At 62.8% G+C, this 15,315-nt stretch carries 15 protein-coding genes and 2 pseudogenes; 14 read left to right on the forward strand and 3 right to left on the reverse strand.

The features are described from left to right. Both HX613_RS22140 and HX613_RS22620 read right to left on the reverse strand, forming a co-directional pair. Positions 1 to 157: mycothiol transferase (locus tag HX613_RS22140; protein ID WP_328284935.1), on the reverse strand; the 157-nt coding region annotated here is incomplete at its 3' end. Between the two features lie 103 nt (positions 158 to 260). After that, positions 261 to 734, reverse strand: a pseudogene (locus HX613_RS22620) (mycothiol transferase); the annotation flags it as partial. Between HX613_RS22620 and HX613_RS08955 the strand changes: the two are divergent. Further along, positions 651 to 1,625 carry a helix-turn-helix transcriptional regulator gene (locus HX613_RS08955; RefSeq protein WP_235345009.1) on the forward strand — a complete coding sequence of 325 codons (975 nt, stop codon included), beginning with the start codon at positions 651 to 653 and terminating at the stop codon, positions 1,623 to 1,625. The pseudogene HX613_RS22620 and the gene HX613_RS08955 overlap by 84 nt on opposite strands. A 156-nt stretch (positions 1,626 to 1,781) precedes the next feature. Continuing rightward, positions 1,782 to 2,171 carry a universal stress protein gene (locus HX613_RS08960; protein ID WP_235345010.1) on the forward strand — a complete coding sequence of 130 codons (390 nt, stop codon included), beginning with the start codon at positions 1,782 to 1,784 and terminating at the stop codon, positions 2,169 to 2,171. A gap of 90 nt (positions 2,172 to 2,261) precedes the next feature. On the opposite strand, the gene HX613_RS08965 is transcribed toward HX613_RS08960, so the two are convergent. Then, entirely contained in the window at positions 2,262 to 5,270 is a 3,009-nt protein-coding gene (locus HX613_RS08965; RefSeq protein WP_235345011.1) for an FAD-binding and (Fe-S)-binding domain-containing protein, read from the reverse strand. 361 nt (positions 5,271 to 5,631) lie between these two features. Here HX613_RS08965 and HX613_RS08970 point away from each other — a divergent pair, with 361 nt between their 5' ends. From HX613_RS08970 to HX613_RS22640, 12 genes and pseudogenes are all read left to right on the forward strand, one after another. Then, positions 5,632 to 5,787, forward strand: coding sequence for a hypothetical protein (locus tag HX613_RS08970; RefSeq protein WP_235345012.1), 156 nt, complete (start codon positions 5,632 to 5,634; stop codon positions 5,785 to 5,787). Between the two features lie 443 nt (positions 5,788 to 6,230). Beyond that, positions 6,231 to 7,193, forward strand: coding sequence for an inositol monophosphatase family protein (locus HX613_RS08975; RefSeq protein WP_235345013.1), 963 nt, complete (start codon positions 6,231 to 6,233; stop codon positions 7,191 to 7,193). A 156-nt stretch (positions 7,194 to 7,349) separates the two neighbouring features. Beyond that, positions 7,350 to 8,342: a siderophore ABC transporter substrate-binding protein gene (locus tag HX613_RS08980; RefSeq protein ID WP_235345014.1), complete on the forward strand. Its 993-nt coding sequence runs from the start codon at positions 7,350 to 7,352 to the stop codon at positions 8,340 to 8,342. A gap of 30 nt (positions 8,343 to 8,372) precedes the next feature. Continuing rightward, positions 8,373 to 9,386 (forward strand): ABC transporter permease, encoded by a 1,014-nt coding sequence (locus tag HX613_RS08985; protein ID WP_235345015.1) that lies wholly within the window; start codon positions 8,373 to 8,375, stop codon positions 9,384 to 9,386. 8 nt (positions 9,387 to 9,394) lie between these two features. Continuing rightward, positions 9,395 to 10,495, forward strand: a complete 1,101-nt coding sequence (locus tag HX613_RS08990; protein WP_442862598.1) for an iron chelate uptake ABC transporter family permease subunit — start codon at positions 9,395 to 9,397, stop codon at positions 10,493 to 10,495. Next, positions 10,492 to 11,247, forward strand: coding sequence for an iron ABC transporter ATP-binding protein (locus tag HX613_RS08995; protein ID WP_235345016.1), 756 nt, complete (start codon positions 10,492 to 10,494; stop codon positions 11,245 to 11,247). Before HX613_RS08990 ends, HX613_RS08995 begins: the two co-directional genes overlap by 4 nt. Before the next feature lie 770 nt (positions 11,248 to 12,017). Then, positions 12,018 to 12,635, forward strand: coding sequence for a DUF559 domain-containing protein (locus HX613_RS22625; RefSeq protein ID WP_328284933.1), 618 nt, complete (start codon positions 12,018 to 12,020; stop codon positions 12,633 to 12,635). 597 nt (positions 12,636 to 13,232) lie between these two features. Further along, positions 13,233 to 13,535: an urease subunit gamma gene (locus HX613_RS09005; protein WP_092104410.1), complete on the forward strand. Its 303-nt coding sequence runs from the start codon at positions 13,233 to 13,235 to the stop codon at positions 13,533 to 13,535. Continuing rightward, positions 13,532 to 14,149 carry an urease subunit beta gene (locus tag HX613_RS09010; protein ID WP_235345018.1) on the forward strand — a complete coding sequence of 206 codons (618 nt, stop codon included), beginning with the start codon at positions 13,532 to 13,534 and terminating at the stop codon, positions 14,147 to 14,149. Before HX613_RS09005 ends, HX613_RS09010 begins: the two co-directional genes overlap by 4 nt. Continuing rightward, positions 14,142 to 14,459: a hypothetical protein gene (locus tag HX613_RS22630; RefSeq protein WP_328284934.1), complete on the forward strand. Its 318-nt coding sequence runs from the start codon at positions 14,142 to 14,144 to the stop codon at positions 14,457 to 14,459. The genes HX613_RS09010 and HX613_RS22630 overlap by 8 nt, the downstream gene beginning before the upstream one ends. 113 nt (positions 14,460 to 14,572) lie before the next feature. Then, positions 14,573 to 14,983 (forward strand): annotated as a pseudogene (locus HX613_RS22635) (amidohydrolase family protein); the annotation flags it as partial. A gap of 113 nt (positions 14,984 to 15,096) precedes the next feature. Continuing rightward, positions 15,097 to 15,315, forward strand: a 219-nt coding sequence (locus HX613_RS22640; RefSeq protein WP_328284936.1) for an amidohydrolase family protein, incomplete at its 3' end; no start/stop codon positions are given.

Raw genomic sequence — 15,315 nt, forward strand, 5'->3', positions numbered from 1 at the left:
CGGCCTGGGCATTGAGCTGATATGCGATCGCGCCATCGATGGACTCGCGGATGATGTCCGCATGACCGACATGGCGGGCGATCTCGGTGTTGAGATGGCCCAGGATCCACCGGACGTTCATGATGAAGTCCTTGGGCATCCACGGATTGTGAGGCATCGGGACGACCGTGGACAGATCGGTCCCGTTCTCTTCGACCGCCCCTGCGGGCCACGTCGATCTCGGTCATGGCCGTCTCGAAGGCGGTGACCACATCGGCGATGTCGAGGTCGGGAAGAACGGAGCCATCGAACATTCCGTCGAGGCCCAAGCGTCGGTTGTAGTCGGCATAGTCGTTTGCCGTGACCTCGAGCGAAGGATCGCGAACCTGCTGGATCCAGGAGAACAGCACCTGGGCGGCGTGCGTCAAGAGGCCGGAGATGCTCAGCCCGCTCACCGTCGGCGTGCTGCGCGCCTGTTCGTCGGTGAGGCCGAGGGCGGTGATCTTGAGCTGCGAGCACTGCTGTTCGAGGAACGAGAACTGGGCGTCGGCTTCGGTCGTGACTGATGGGGCGAAGAAGGGCATGATCTCTCCTGATCGTCTCTGTGCAGAACCGGATGTCCGGATCCGTGACACAAGTGTCCAACCCTTTGCGGACATATACTGTCCGCTATGACCGCTGATTCTCGACTGTTGTCCTTGCTGGGGATGATCGCCTCGGGACGGACCTACTCCGCGACCGAGCTGGCCGCGCATTTTCGCGTCACGCCTCGCTCCATTCGCCGCGACATCGCGAATCTGCGCCAGCTCGGCTATGTCATCGATTCCGTCTCGGGCGCGGCCGGCGGATACCGTGCTCATTCGCGCACTGTTCTGCCCCCACTGCAGCTCGAGACCGGGGAGGCACTGGCCACAGCACTCGGCCTGGCGCTGCTCAACGGCGCCGGCTTGGGCACCTCGAACGCCGATTCGGCCACCGCGAAGCTGCGCGGGATGCTTCCTGCCGGGATGCGCCAGACGATCGGTGACATCAGCACGGCAGTCTCTGTTGTTGCTGGTCACGAACCGGGAGTCGACATGGCAGCGGTCATGACGACCGCCTCGGCGATCGCGTCCCGGAGCGTCCTGACCTTCAACCACGTGAAACGGATGAGCGCAGAAAGCTCGAGCGCGAAGTCGATGGAACGCCGGGTGGAGCCAGTGCGGATGGTCGTCCTCGGCGCGCATTGGTATCTCTACGCCTGGGATCTCGCCCGCAGTGACTGGCGGGTCTTCCGACTCGATCGGATGAGTCAGGTCCATGAAACCACCTTCGCCTTCGCGCCCAGAGACCATCCCGACGCCGAGGCGGCCGTGAGTTCCGCCGTCACCACCGACGCGTACCGCCACACCGTGATCATCGATGTCGACGCAACCGTGGCCGAGACCAAATCGTGGTTCCCGACGAGGACGGCGACGATCACGAAGACCGACGACGGCGCCCGCGTCGAGTACGGTGTCGAGGACCTTGCTTGGGCGGCCGTGATCACCGCAGCGACTCCCGTGGATTTCCGAGTCGTCGAGCCACCGGAGCTCTTGGGCGCGCTGCGCGATCTCGGCGAGCGGGCGGCCCAGGTGAGCAGAACTGGCAGCAGCCGCGCGGAATGAGCACTCTGTGCACGGCCGGCCACCTCAACCTGCAAAAGCGTCGTGCAGGCGGTGGGCTTTTGCAGGTTCGGGTAGCTGGAGCTGGGATGACCGTGCGATGTCCTCACGGTGATACGGGAATGAACGAATCGGGGTCGAGCCAATATACTGATCGATATGACGATTCTCATTGGCTATCTTCCTGCTCCTGAGGGTGAGGCGGCTCTGCGCGCGGGCTTCGCAGAGGCCAAACTTCGGTCGAGCGACGCTGTTGTGATCAACTCCCAACGACGCGGAGCCAGTGGCACCCCGACCGAGATCGACCAAGACGTCATTGACCGCATCGTCGCACTGGGCAAGGAATCGGATGTCGCAGTTGAGGTTCTTCAGCCCGATCACGAAGACGATCTGCCCGGGACTCTCAACGATCTCGTGACCGAGCACGACGCACAGCTCATCGTCATCGGGCTGCGCAAGCGCTCGGCGATCGGCAAGTTCATCCTCGGCTCGCAGGCTCAGCGAATCCTGCTCGAGGCCGAAGTCCCGGTCCTCACCGCCAAGGCCTGAACCCAGGCGTCATCCGCCGGGTCCGGCCGCTCATCGGGCAGCCCCGCCAATTACCGGGCGGCCCCGCCGCTTACCAGGCGGCCCCGCCGCCTATCGGGTGGGTTCGAGGCCCCAGCCCCAGGCCAGCAGTTCCGGCAGTGACACACCCTGCGCGTCGCTGAGGTCGGCGATCTGAGTGCGGCAGGAATAGCCGTCGGCCAACACGACCCGCGTCTGGTCGGCCCCTTCGCTTTTCGTCCTGTCTTCCTCTTCACCATTCGCCGACTGGTCCCGAATTGTCGCTTGCTCCCGCAGCGAAGCCTCCCGCACCAGTGCTTGTTCCCGCAGTGATGCCTCGCGGTCGCGCAGGGCCGGCAGCAGAGCCACCTCGGCCACGGCGACCGAGGTGTCGTAATGTCCTTCTTCGACGCCGAAGTTTCCGGCCAGACCGCAGCAGCCGCCCAAGAATCGGCTTGCGGCACCGGTTCTGGCCAGCAGCTCCTTGTCCGCGGCAGTGCCGAAGATCGCCGACTGATGGCAGTGCGGCTGCACGAGCGCTTCGACCCCGTCCAACTTCGGCAGTTCGGCACCCACGCTGAGCAGGTACTGCGCGAAGGTCTGCACACGTGAGGCGACTCGTGCCGAGGCCTCATCGGCCAAGAGCTTCTGCGAATCGTCCTTGAGGGTCGCCAGACACGAGGGCTCAACCCCGACGATGGGCACATCCCCGGTTGCATCGAGAGCACTGATCGTCGCTCCCAGATTCGCCTTCGCCGCATCGAGCTGACCGGTCGATATCAAGGGCAGACCACAGCACACGGTCTGGTCGATGACGCGAACCGTGACGCCAGCGCGTTCGAGAACGGCAACGGCGGCGGCGAGGATGCGCGGCGCGAAATGATTCGACCACGAATCGGCGAACAGAATCACCTCACGCGTATTCGTGCTGGGCCCCACCTCGGCGGCGGTGCTGTCTGTATTCGTCCACCATTTCCGAAATGTCGTCGACGCGAACTGCGGGATGGATCTGCGAACGTCGATCCCGGCCAACTTCTTGGCCACGGTCGTGAGCCCCGGCAGGCCCGAGACGCGGTTGACCACGGGGGCCAGGGGTGTGATGACGCGTGCCAGCTGCGGCAGGAAGCCGAGCGAATAGTGCTTCATCGGGCGCAGCCTGCCCTTGTAGGACTGGTGGAGGACCTCGGCCTTGTAGGTGGACATGTCAGTGCCGGTCGGGCATTCGGTGCCGCATGCCTTGCACGACAGGCAGAGGTCGAGTGCATCGGCGACCTCGGGGGACTGCCACGATGAGTCGAGGAGATCCCCGGACACCATCTCCTGCAGGACCCGGGCACGACCGCGCGTGGAGTGCCGTTCATCGCGGGTGGCCTGGTAGGACGGGCACATGACGCCACCGCTGTCGGCGGAGTCGGCGCGGCATTTGCCGACGCCGGTGCAGCGATGGACGGCGGAGGCGAAGCCCGCCGACTCTCCCTCGTAGGCCATGACCAAAGTTCCGGGCAGCTCCTCCCGTAGCGGAAGCTGGGTCAGCCGCAGGGACTCGCTGAGGGCATCCGGGTCGACGATGACACCCGGGTTGAGCAGGAACTGCGGGTCGAAGAGCTCCTTGACCTCCTTGAACAGGTCCAACACGGCCGGGGGATAGATGAGACGCAGCAGCTCGGACCTGGCACGGCCGTCGCCATGCTCACCGGAGACGGACCCGCCATAACGCGCCACGAGCTTCGTCGCTGCGACCATGAACGTCCGCATCACCTCGGGTCCGTCGGGATCCTCGAGCGGGAAGTCCACGCGCATGTGCAGACAGCCATCGCCGAAGTGCCCGTAGGGAATTCCCCACAGCCCATGCTCGGTGAGCAGATCCATGAGATCACGCAGATAGTCGCCGAGGTGCTCCACCGGAACCGCGGAATCCTCCCACCCGGCGTGGGCGTCCCGTCCATCGGGGGTGCGGGAGACCAGACCGGCCCCATCGGCGCGAATTCCCCACACCTCGGCTGCGGCCCGGGTGCCGAGCACCGCCGAGTCCAGAGCATCCGACTCTCTGATCAGACGCTTCGTCTCATCGACCAGTTCGGCTTCGTCCTCGCCGGTGAGCTCGACGACGAGCCAGCCGCCGCCCTCGGGCAAGTGGGGGACAGCATCGGCGCCCTTGGTCTCGATGACCCGATCGAGCATGCGCGAGTCGAGGCCCTCGCAGGCCGCTACCGGGAAGCCCTTGAGCAGGGGAGCATCATGTGCGGCCGCGACCATGTCCTCGTACCCGAGCACCACCGCCGAGGTGTGGGTGGGGTCTTTGACTAGGCGCATCTTCGCGGCGAGGACGATGCCCCATGTGCCCTCGGTCCCGGCGAAGGCCCGGCGCAGGTCGAAGTCGTTCTCCGGCAGCAGGGACTCCAGCCCATACCCGGAGACCTGCCGAGAGAAGGTGCCCAGATTCGTCCGGATGGTGCCCAGCTCCCTGCCGATGACTTCTTGCAGACGCGGGAACGTCTCTGAGGAGTCGGTGTCGTCGAGGGTGACGACTGTGCCGTCGACGAGCATGACGATCAGCGCGAGGATGTTGTCGCCGGTGCGCCCGTAGCCCAGGGCGCGTGGCCCGCAGGCGTTGTTGCCGATCATCCCGCCGATCGTGCAGCGAGTATGAGTCGAGGGATCCGGGCCGAAGCGCAGGCCGTGCGGCCTCGCCTGTGCCTGCAGGTGAGCGTGGATGCATCCGGCCTGGACCCATGCGGACTGCGCCTCGGGATCGAGGGCGAGGACCTCGTTCATATGGCGGGAGAAGTCGAGGATGATGCCCGTGCCGATCGCATTGCCGGCGATCGAGGTTCCGGCGCCGCGGCTGGTGATGGGCACTCCCAGCCGGCGTACGATCGCCAGTGTGTGCGAGACATCGGCCTCGTCATGAGGGAATACGATCGCCCGCGGTACCAGGCGGAAGAGGGAGGCGTCGGTGGTGTAGGCAGCACGATCGGTGTCGTCGACGCTGAAGTCGCGGACCCCCGCGGCCCGGAGCTCGGTCGAGAGGACATCGGCGAGGGACATCTCTGTCTCCGCAGACTTCCGAGGTGCACTGGAGCTGTGAGCCAATGTGGTCATGTCCGCATTCTGCCACTTCGGTTGTCAGTGAGGTACTCCCTCAACAGTGAGTGGGATGGTGCCGACTGCGGGCGTGATTACCCGACAGTAAGGAACGCGAAACTCCGTGGGCGTTATCGAACCGTTACATAAAATGAGCCAGAAAGCGTCTGAGCTTCTATAATTCGGGAATTATTGGCATATTCTCATATACGTGGTATTTAATGGAACTACACATCTAGCTGGCATCGAGCCATAGTCATAAGTAAGGGAAGAAACCATGTCGCGTCGCGCCCGTGAATTAACAGTTGACCAGACAGCCTTAGTTGGTGCAGTTCGAAAGGTTTCTCGTCAGCGAGCCAAAATCAACACCGATTACGTGATGGCGATTCTTCGCGCTCGTGAAGAAGGGGCCACCTTCGGGTCCATCGCCGAGGCGGCAGGCACCTCCTCGCAGGCGGTGCAGGAGATCGTGCGCAGGCATGGTCAGATCCAGCGCAACGAGTCTGCGAGATCCATCCCAGCCCCCGCGAAGTAGGGCCAGGGCGGCGCTGTAGAAGCACTCGCTGACTGACGGTGGACCGAGGTGCTCGTCGGGACTGCGCATCACAGTGACGTGATTCGCGCTCGAGGGGCACCTCGCCTGCTCAATGGTGACCTAAGTCATTCGTTTTATCACTGTTTGATAACAAGAGTTCTTTATTGTGGAAATCATGTGAGAACCATGCACGCGACATTAAATGAACGGCTGTCCAGAGACGGAGAAGAGGTCTTCCGGCCGAGTGTTCATGTGATCGGCAGGCCCGGTTCCTGAGTACCGATTTCTGTTCCTCGCAGTGAAGACCAGTTGGTCGAATTCGCCAGGCTCGAATCCCCTGGAGTTCAGCCACAATCAAGCTTAGATACAAGAAGTACACACTCGGGCCTGTATTGCAGTGTTGTTACAGGAGGGGCCCCGCCGGGGCCGACTAGAGTTGAACCATGAGTTCAGAGACCGGCCTTCTGCCCAGTGCTGTCAGCGATCTGCCATTGATTCGCATCGCTTCGGACCTATCTATGATGGCGTGGGAGCAGATGGTGTCCTGGCGCAGCTCCCTCGGGGCGCAACTTGACGCTTCCGTGGTGGACACGAAGACTTCGCCCAACGACCTCGTGACTCTCGCAGATGCGCAGATCGAATCACTCGTGCGCGGATACCTGGCGAAGGTTCGACCCTCGGACACCATGGTCGGTGAGGAAGGTGCGTCGGCACTGGATCCCATCGACTTCTTCGATGCGCAGTTCGTGGGCAGGCTCAACGGCTTCGACCCCAATGGCGATGACCTCATCGACATGAGCGACGACGGCCCGCCGCTGGAGTGGCATGTCGACCCCATCGACGGAACCGTGAACTACGTGCGCAACATCGAGCACTATGCATTCTCGGTTGGGGTCTGTGAGGCAGGCGAGGCCCACGGGCGGGGCCTTGGAGAGGAGCGGTGGCTCATCGGCCTCGTCGCCTCGCCGGGATTGAATGCCACCTGGGTGGGCGCGAAGGGCCGCGGGGCCTATCGCGTCGAGGGGCAGCTATCCGGGGTCCGAGGAGCGGAACGTCTCCCTGCTCGACGGCTGCGCGGTACACCGGCAGGGCTCTCCGGCAGACTGCTGGCAACCGGCTTCGCCTATACCGGGGGCAATCGTGGCCCGCAGCTGGCGAAGCTGTTCACCCTCATGGACGGCTACGACGATCTCCGGCGTTGCGGATCGGCGGCTATCGACCTGTGCATGCTCGCAGAGGGCAAGGTCAACGGCTATGCCGAACGGGGACTCGGAATCTATGACTATGCAGGCGGCGGCGTCATTGCCGCCGAGTCCGGTGCCTTTGTGCACCGCGGTGGATCAGGTGGCCCCACTGCCGCTGCGGCATCCGAGCGGGAAGTCAGGCGTCTCATCGACTCCATCTGACGGCTGAGGTGCTGACCCGGCGCATGAACTACTTCCAGAGTCGATGTGAGATGAATAACGTCATACTACTGTCACGTATTGCGTGAAGCTTAGGCTAAGCTAATTCACGGTTCACGTTCATCTGACATCAATGACTTTTGCAGGAAGTAGATCACCATGGGTTCGTCTCGCCTTCGTTTCACCGCCCTGGCCGGCGTCGTTGCACTCGCTCTGGCCGGCTGCGGCCAAGCTGCCGCCGATGACACCGGTGCCGGTGCCGATTCCGGCAGCACCATCGACATCGAGGACAACAATGGAGCGCAGAGCGTGGCGAGTCCTCCTAAGTCAGTGGTGGCCACAGACAACCGCACCTTCGAGACTCTCGACACGTGGGGCATCGAACTCAGTGCCGGCGCGGTCTCTCTGATGCCCGAGGGTCTCAGCTACACGAAGGACGACGCGGTCCTCGACCTCGGCTCGCACCGCGAACCCGACCTCGAAAAGGTGGTTGAAGCCAAGCCAGACCTCATCATCAATGGCCAGCGGTTCGCACAGTTCCATGACGACCTTGCGAAGCTGGCTCCCGAGGCCACAGTGCTCGAACTCGATCCCCGCGATGGCGAAGACTTCGGCTCCGAACTCAAGCGCCAGACGACCACCTTGGGAGAGGTCTTCGGCAAACAGGACGAAGCGAAGAAGATCATCGACGACTACGACGCCTCGGTGAAACGAGCCAAGGCCGCCTATGACAGCAATGACAAGGCCATGGGCCTCATCACCTCGGCGGGTGACATCGGCTATTCGGCTCCTTCGGTCGGGCGCACCGTCGGACCGGTCTTCGACATCCTCGGTCTGGATCCGGCCCTCGAGGTGGACTCGAGCAGCGAGGACCACCAGGGAGACGACATCTCCGTTGAGGCGATCGCCGACTCCGAACCCGAGCTCATGATCGTCTTGGACCGTGACGCTTCCTTCGCCCCCGAAGAGCGCGATGAGGGATCGGCTCCCGCCGCCGAGGTGCTCGAGAAGTCAGAGGCGCTCAAGGATGTGCCCGCGGTCAAGGACGACAAGATCATGTACTTCCCGCAGGACACCTATCTCAACGAAGGCATCCAGACCTACACCGAGTTCTTCAACACCTTCGCCGACAAACTCGAAGAGCAGAAGTAGCGCCTCCCAGCAGTAATTGAGATCGAGAGAATGACGAGTACACGCGACAGCCTCGCCGAGACCACCTCGGCGAGGAAGAGCCTTGCCGGGGCAAAGGGGCAGCTGCTGAGCTGGAAGTTGGCAGTGGGCGTCCTCGGCGTCCTGCTCCTCCTCGCGTTTTCCCTCTTCACCGGCGTCTACGATATCTTCGGCGGGGATGGGGGAGCCGAGATGTTCCAGATCACCCGCGTGCCGCGCACCATCGCCCTCGTCCTCTCAGGTGCGGCAATGGCCATGTGCGGCCTGGTTATGCAGCTGCTGACGCAGAACCGATTCGTCGAACCGACGACCACGGGCACCACGGAATGGGCTGGGCTGGGTCTCATGCTCACCGTCATCGTCTACCCGGACGCTTCGATTCTGGCGCGGATGATCGGGGCCATCATCGCCGCGTTCATCGGCACGCTGGTCTTCTTCATGTTCCTGCGCCGAGTCTCCCTCAAGTCATCGCTCATCGTGCTCATCATCGGCATCATGCTCGGCGCGGTGGTCGGCGCGATCTCGACCTTCATCGCGGTCCAGACTGACATGCTCCAGAGCCTGGGCATCTGGTTCGCCGGCAGCTTCACTTCGATCCTGCGCGGCCAGTACGAGATCCTGTGGGTCGTTGTCATCGTCGTCATCGCGGTCTTCATCACCGCTGACCGCTTCACCGTCGCCGGTCTGGGCAAAGAGGTCGCGACGAATGTCGGTCTCAACTACAATCAGGTCATTCTCATCGGCACCATCCTCGTAGCCATCGCCACTGGAGTCGTCACGGTGGTGGTCGGCAGCCTGCCGTTCCTCGGCCTCATCGTGCCCAATATCGTGTCAATGATCCGCGGCGATGACCTGCGCAGCAACCTACCCTGGGTCTGCTTGGCGGGCATTGCGATCGTCACGATCTGCGACCTCATCGGCCGAGTCATCATCATGCCCTTCGAACTGCCGGTCTCCGTCATCCTCGGAGTCGTCGGCGCCGCGGTGTTCGTCGGACTCCTCCTGCGGCAGCGGAGGCGGGGATGAGGCGCGCCATGTCTGCTGAGACGACAGAGTCTACGCGACACCCGAACGAAGCCACCCGAAACCCGAACGAAGCCACGCCGAGGATGCAGCGGGACTCAGCGCCACCTCGGCGCTCCTCCGGGTCGTTGGCGACGTCCAAAGCCAGGTGGCGGTACTGGTCGCTCATGGCCGGGCTCATCGTCGCCTCGGCGGCCATCGCTCTTGGCCTCCTGGCCTGGGACAACCCGATGCCGATCACCGACGAGGGATTCTGGCTCATTGCGCAGCTGCGGATGAAGAACCTCGTCGTCATCGCGATCGTGGCACTTTGTCAGGCGTTCGCGACGGTGGCGTTCCAGACGGTGACGAACAATCGGATCATCACGCCGTCGATCATGGGCTTCGAATCGCTGTACGTTGCCATCCAAACCGGGGCCATGTACTTCTTCGGGGTCACAGCGATCGTCGAGCTCAAGGGGCTGGTGCCCTTCACAGTGCAGCTGCTGCTCATGGTGGGGCTCTCGCTCGCGCTCTACGGCTGGCTGCTCTCAGGCCGATACGGCAATATCGCGATCATGCTGCTCATCGGCGTCGTCATCGGCGGCGGACTCGGCTCGATCGCGACGTTCATGCAGCGGACCCTGACGCCGAGTGAATTCGACGTGCTCGCGGCCCGCCTCTTCGGCTCGATCTCGAACTCGGACTCCAGCTATCTCCCTGTCTCCATCCCGTTGTGTCTCCTCGCCTGCGCCGCGATCTACCTGAGCTCCTCCCGGCTCAATGTCCTCGCACTCGGCAGGGACACGACCAGCAACCTGGGACTCAACCACAAGTTCGAGATGATGAAGATCCTGTTCTTCGTCTCGATCCTCATGGCCGTGTCCGTGTCGATGATCGGACCGATGATCTTCCTCGGCTTCCTCGTCGCGATGCTCGCCTACCAGTTCTCCGACACCTACGACCACAGATACGTGCTGCCGATGGCCGGCCTCCTCGGGTTCGTCGTCCTGGGCGGGGCGTACTTCATCATGAAGAACCTGTTCTACGCCGAGGGCGTCGTGTCCATCATCATCGAGGTCATCGGCGGAGGCGCATTCCTCTTCGTGATCATGAGAAAGGGACGCCTGTGATCACACTGCGCGATGTCCGTAAGTCCTACAGCAACGACGTCGAAATCGGTCCCGTCGATCTGCAGATCCCCGCCGGGGGAGTCACCGCGCTGGTCGGACCCAACGGCGCCGGGAAGTCAACGCTGCTGACGATGATCGGCCGCCTGCTGGGCATCGACGAAGGGGCGATCGAGGTCGCCGGTTATGACGTGTCGTCAACGAAGTCGAAGGACCTGGCGAAAATCGTGTCCATCCTGCGCCAGGAGAATCACTTCATCACCAGGTTGACGATCCGCCAGCTCGTCGGCTTCGGCCGTTTCCCCTACTCCAAGGGACGCCTGACGGCTGCCGACGAGGAGATCATCTCCCAGGCCATCGACTTCCTCGAGCTCAGCGACCTCGAGGACCGGTTCATCGACGAACTCTCCGGCGGGCAGCGGCAGCGAGCCTACGTGGCCATGGTTCTGGCTCAGGACACCGACTACGTCCTGCTGGACGAACCTCTGAACAACCTGGACATGAAGCACTCCGTGCAGATGATGGCGCATCTGCGCCGGGCCGCCACGCAGATGGGCCGGACCATCGTCATCGTCCTCCACGACATCAACTTCGCCGGACACTATGCCGATCACATCTGCGCGGTGAAGACCGGCAGCGTCGTCGAGTTCGGCACCCCGGAAGAGATCATGACCGCCGAGGTGCTCACCCGCGTCTTCGACACCCCCGTCGAAGTCATCGACGGCCCGCGCGGCAGGCTGGCCGTGTACTACTGAGGCGGGTGTCATCGTGCCTTGGGGCTGTGCGACGGCGTTCGGCATGGGACAGCCGCGCCGGAAGGTGACTGGCTTCGCGGGTTTGGATGGTGAACCAGTCTCCAGATCACATGTGATGCAGACGAGCAGTCTGTGAACTGTCCTGGTGCGCCAAAGATGATCGGACTGTGTACCAAATGTGATCGGCAGCTGGTGAAGTCCTCCGCATGTACGCGGCAGCCTGTGGACGGTTCGCCGACTCGTGCTCGAAATGGCTGTGGATGTAGGCACCCTTTCCACAGGTACGCTGGTCCGTCTGGTGTTCGCTGGCTTCTGCGAATCATGATCGACAAATGCATAACATCGTCTACTACAGGGAGCTCGTGTCGGCGGGAGTGTCGACACGAGTGATTCGTCAGGCTCAGGCCTGTTGTCTGCGCCGTCTGTGCAGCGGAGTGTATACGGTCCTTGCCAGGTGCTCGAATAGTCGGCACAGGAGATTCGCCGGATTCATCGACGATCCTGCGTGGATCGACCTGCATGTGCAGAAGACGCCAGCGCAGCTGAGGGACGACTTCTCCTATCAGGAACAACTGCGCCGACTTCGCATTCTCAGCTATTCTCGATATCGAAGCGACGATGTCGTATGGGGAGTCTCTGCCGCGTTGATACATGGAATTCCACTGTTCGATGTGGCGCCGGGCCCGATTTCGGTCATTCATCCGACCAGCAGTTCCCGATCGAACGAAATCACCCGTCATGTGCGGGTGATCGACGAAGCAGATCGATGCATGTATTCCCATCTTGCGCTCACCACTCCGGTCAGAACTGCCCTGGACCTTGTTCGCGAACTGGGTCAGCAAGCGGGTTTCGCAGCGATGGAATCAGTGCTTCGAGCTTCGCTCATCGGAATCGAGGAAGAGCCTGATCTCAGATTCGGGTATCCTCCAGGCTTTCAGCGACTTGCGCGTGAACGTGCTGTGGAAAGCTGGTACCCCGCCGTTGAGCGTCTCAAGATCGGCAGGACCTCGGCGCGAAGAATGGTTGACTCGTTCAATCCGATGTCCGAGAGCATCGCTGAGAGTTTCTGCTCGTTCAACCTCCATGCTTTGAAGATCAACGGCTTCGACCAGCAGGTGAGTATCCGAGACTCCAATGGCTTCGTCGCTCGCGTCGACTTCCTCCATGAAGCGACGAGGACGATTATCGAAGTCGATGGCATCGGCAAATATCTGATCGAGGGCCGGGCCGCCATGAACAAGGAGAGCGATCGACACAACCGTCTGCTGGCACTCGGATACACCGTGATTCGCATGAGGTTCAAGGACCTCCTGCACCTGAATACCTTCTCCGCCAAGCTCTTCGCACAGGCACCCACGCTTAGGAAATTCGCCGGAGCCTCCCGTTGAGCTCGCGGTGGGCGCGGACCACAGCGGACAGACGACTGGGCACCGATCACTTTTGGTGCAGGAGACCAGTTCACAATCTGGCCTCCTGCACCAAAAGTGATCGCCTCCTGCATCAAAGGTGACGGACTCGGCGTCTCACGGTGCTCGGATTGCGTTCGGATGCGCGGCCGTCAGAATGCCCGGGCAGATAGGACGCCCCACGGCCCGTACGGCTTCGGGGGCCAGCTGCCCACGACTCTCATCGCACCCTGCTGACGCCGAGTTGGCATCACGCTGACCCCGAGCTCGAGCAGAACTGGCCCCGCGCCGACACCGCGCTGACGCTACGCTGACCCCGCGCCGACCCCGCGCCGACGCTGCGCCGACCCCGCGCCGACGCTGCGCTGACACCCCGGCTGCAGACGACCTCCGTTGTGGACTTGACTGCCCAAAAGCGATGGGTAAGGTTGCAGTCATGAGCGTATTCTCGCGGGTGAGACGCTGCTTCAGGACGTCATTCGACGTGCCCTGCCCGGGTCTCGAGCACCCGGAGTGAAAGGCAGCCTCCACATCACCTTTGCGAATTGATACATACCTTTCGAACGCACCGGGGGAAAAGTGTTTCTCAGTTTGTATGAGCAAGAGCGTCTGATGATCTACACGGCCGGAAAATTGGCCCTGGAGCGCAAAGACCGCGGCCTCAAACTCAACCTGCCCGAAGCGACAGCCGTCATCACCTCCTATCTCCTAGAAGGTGCCAGAGACGGAAACAGCGTCGCCGACCTGATGGAATCGGGCCGACACGTGCTCAGCAGAGATGACGTCATGGAAGGGGTACCGGAAATGCTCACCCAGGTTCAGGTCGAGGCGACCTTCGCCGATGGGACCAAACTCGTGACCGTGACAGGACCGCTCCAATGATGAGCAACGAACACGGACCGGCGGAAACGGGACCCGACGATGAGAAGCAGGGCACAAACCCGTTCGAAAACGAGGACCTGAAGCCTGAGCATCGCGACATCGACGCCGAACATCCCAGCGATGACCCCGGGCGCGACTACGAGGATGTCGAAACCACCGTCGTGGTGGAACCGGGAATCGACGAGCATGAACGACACCCCTCATCGGGCCCCAGCGGCCCCAGCGAGCCGAGGCGACCCGGAGCGGGTTCGAGGCAGGGGCCACGCGAGGAATCGACTGCGCCGGTCACGGCTGCAGACAAGGTCATCCCCGGACAGATCTTCCTCCGCGATGAGCCGGTCGAGATCAATGTCGGCTTGGCCGTGACGACCCTGCGAGTCGCCAACGTCTCCGACCGTCCGATCCAGGTCGGTTCGCACTTCCATTTCGCCGAGGTGAATCCCGGCTTGGAATTCGACCGCGAACGGTCCTGGGGCAAGAGACTGAATGTGCTCTCCGGCGGCGCGATGCGTTTCGAGCCGGATGCCGATGAAGAAGTCGAACTCGTTCCCATGCAGGGCGCACGCATCGCCCTTGGGTTCCGAGGCGAATGCAGAGGAGAGTTGGATGGTTGACATATCGAGGTCCGAATACGTGGCATCGTTCGGCCCCACCGTCGGTGACCGAGTCCGACTGGCCGACACGGACATCGTCATCGAGATCGACAAGGACTACTGTGTCGGCGGCAACGAAGTCGTCTTCGGCGGCGGAAAGTCCGCTCGCGAATCAATGGCCCAATCATCACGGACCCGCGCCGAGGGCACCCCTGACCTCGTCATCACCGGCGTGATCATCCTCGACCACTGGGGAGTCATCAAGGCCGATGTGGGCATTCGCGACGGCCGGTTCGTCGGCATCGGACGTTCAGGCAACCCGACACCATGAACGGGGTCGACCCCAATCTGGTGATCGGCCCGAACACGGAGATCGCTGCGGGCAACGGACTCATCATGACCGCCGGCACCGTCGACACGCACGTCCACTACGTCGGACCCGATATGTTCCAGGTCGGACTTATGGCCGGAACCACGACGATGGTCGGCGGCGGAACGGGGCCAACGGAAGGCTCGAAGGCCACACTGGCCACCCCCGGCCCCTGGTGGCTGGCCCGCATGTTCGAAAGCATGGACCCCTGGCCGGTCAACGTCCTCTTCCTGGGGCGCGGCAACACCATGAACGACGAAGCCCTGCTCGAACAGGTGCGCGGCGGTGCGGGCGGCTTCAAGATCCACGAGGACTGGGGCGCAACACCCGCCGTCATCGACAACGCCCTGCGCGTGGCCGATGGCACCGGGGTCCAGGTCGCCATCCACTCCGACACCCTCAATGAGGCCGGCTTCGTCGAAGACATGCTCGCTGCGGTCAAGGGGCGCACCTTCCACGCCTTCCACACCGAGGGTGCCGGCGGCGGCCACGCACCCGACATCATCACGATCGCCTCGGAGCTCAACGTTCTCCCGCCTCGACCAACCCGACGCGGCCCTTCACGACCAACACCGTCGACGAACACCTGGACATGGTCATGGTCGCCCACCACCTCAACCCGCAGGTGCCCAATGATCTCGCGTTCGCCGAGAGCCGGGTGCGGGCGGGAACCATTGCCGCCGAGGATGTTCTCCAGGACATGGGAGCACTGTCGATCATGTCCTCCGACGCTCAGGCCATGGGGCGCATCGGTGAGGTCGCCATGCGCACCTGGCAAGACCGCTCACCAGATGAAACGCCTGCGCGGACCGTTGGC

Source organism: Brevibacterium sp. UCMA 11754, assembly GCF_021532275.1.
Taxonomy (GTDB): Bacteria; Actinomycetota; Actinomycetes; order Actinomycetales; family Brevibacteriaceae; genus Brevibacterium.

Bases quoted from the DNA above. Each gene is read 5' to 3' on its own strand.
- HX613_RS08955 (WP_235345009.1), top strand. From the start codon at position 651: ATGACCGCTGATTCTCGACTGTTGTCCTTGCTGGGGATGATCGCCTCG.
- HX613_RS08960 (WP_235345010.1), top strand. From the start codon at position 1,782: ATGACGATTCTCATTGGCTATCTTCCTGCTCCTGAGGGTGAGGCGGCT.
- HX613_RS08965 (WP_235345011.1), bottom strand. From the start codon at position 5,270: ATGACCACATTGGCTCACAGCTCCAGTGCACCTCGGAAGTCTGCGGAG.
- HX613_RS08970 (WP_235345012.1), top strand. From the start codon at position 5,632: ATGGCGATTCTTCGCGCTCGTGAAGAAGGGGCCACCTTCGGGTCCATC.
- HX613_RS08975 (WP_235345013.1), top strand. From the start codon at position 6,231: ATGAGTTCAGAGACCGGCCTTCTGCCCAGTGCTGTCAGCGATCTGCCA.
- HX613_RS08980 (WP_235345014.1), top strand. From the start codon at position 7,350: ATGGGTTCGTCTCGCCTTCGTTTCACCGCCCTGGCCGGCGTCGTTGCA.
- HX613_RS08985 (WP_235345015.1), top strand. From the start codon at position 8,373: ATGACGAGTACACGCGACAGCCTCGCCGAGACCACCTCGGCGAGGAAG.
- HX613_RS08990 (WP_442862598.1), top strand. From the start codon at position 9,395: ATGTCTGCTGAGACGACAGAGTCTACGCGACACCCGAACGAAGCCACC.
- HX613_RS22625 (WP_328284933.1), top strand. From the start codon at position 12,018: ATGTATTCCCATCTTGCGCTCACCACTCCGGTCAGAACTGCCCTGGAC.
- HX613_RS09010 (WP_235345018.1), top strand. From the start codon at position 13,532: ATGATGAGCAACGAACACGGACCGGCGGAAACGGGACCCGACGATGAG.
- HX613_RS22630 (WP_328284934.1), top strand. From the start codon at position 14,142: ATGGTTGACATATCGAGGTCCGAATACGTGGCATCGTTCGGCCCCACC.